This is a genomic window from Streptococcus sp. 10F2 (genome assembly GCF_054331515.2).
The window spans coordinates 1-926 of the sequence record NZ_JBTGGE020000112.1 but is presented as its reverse complement, the minus strand read 5'-3'; the positions used below and the strand labels follow the sequence as shown (position 1 = coordinate 926).

Annotated in this window: 1 protein-coding gene; it reads left to right on the top strand. The window is 41.7% G+C overall.

Annotated features, from left to right (window positions below; genetic code table 11):
* Positions 1-199 precede the first annotated feature (199 nt).
* Positions 200-823 carry a superoxide dismutase gene (locus tag ACXM1Q_RS09265; RefSeq protein ID WP_458517807.1) on the top strand — a complete coding sequence of 208 codons (624 nt, stop codon included), beginning with the start codon at positions 200-202 and terminating at the stop codon, positions 821-823.
* Positions 824-926: the final 103 nt, after the last annotated feature.

The window sequence follows — 926 nt, the reverse complement described above, 5'->3', positions numbered from 1 at the left end:
TGAAATCATAACATCCATAAAAACGTCCTCCTAAGCTAATTATATGCTTAAGAGGACGCTTTTACGAATATTTATCGGTTACTGAAAATTTTCAATAGGGAGTTTTCTTCATGCGTTTGTCGTGGGCCTCAAGCAGAAAAATTGAAATGACAGCGCTTTTGCAGTATGATGGAAGAAGGAAAAAAGAAAGAGGTGGATTATGACTTATACAGTCCCTGAATTGCCATACGCCTATGATGCGTTAGCTCCACATATCGATGAGGAAACGATGCATTTGCATCACGATAAGCACCACCAAGCTTACGTGAACAATTTGAATGCAGCTTTGGAAAAACATCCTGAAGTGACAGCAGATATTCTTGCTTTGTTGAAAGATGTTGATTCTATCCCTGCTGATATCCGTCAGGCAGTTATTAATAATGGTGGTGGTCATGTCAACCACTCACTTTTCTGGGAAATGATGACACCAGAGGAAACAGCACCATCTGCTGAATTAGCAGCAGACATTGAAGCTACCTTTGGTTCTATGGATGCTTTCAAAGAAGCCTTTGCGGCTGCCGCAGCAACCCGCTTTGGTTCAGGCTGGGCATGGTTGGTTCTTAATGCAGAAGGTAAATTGGAAGTTGTTTCGACAGCTAACCAAGATAACCCAGTATCCAATGGTCAAGAACCACTTCTGGGCTTGGACGTTTGGGAGCATGCTTATTATGTAAGCTATCGTAACCTTCGTCCAGACTACATCAAGGCTTTCTGGAATGTGGTTAACTGGAATAAGGTCTCAGAGCTCTACGCAGCTGCAAAATATAGTTGTTCCACTTTATAATACGTGATAAAATAGAACCATGACATATAGCATTGATTTTAGAAAACGTGTGCTGTCTTTCGTTCAGGAAGGGCACACTCGAACAGAAGCTTGTGAGCTTTTC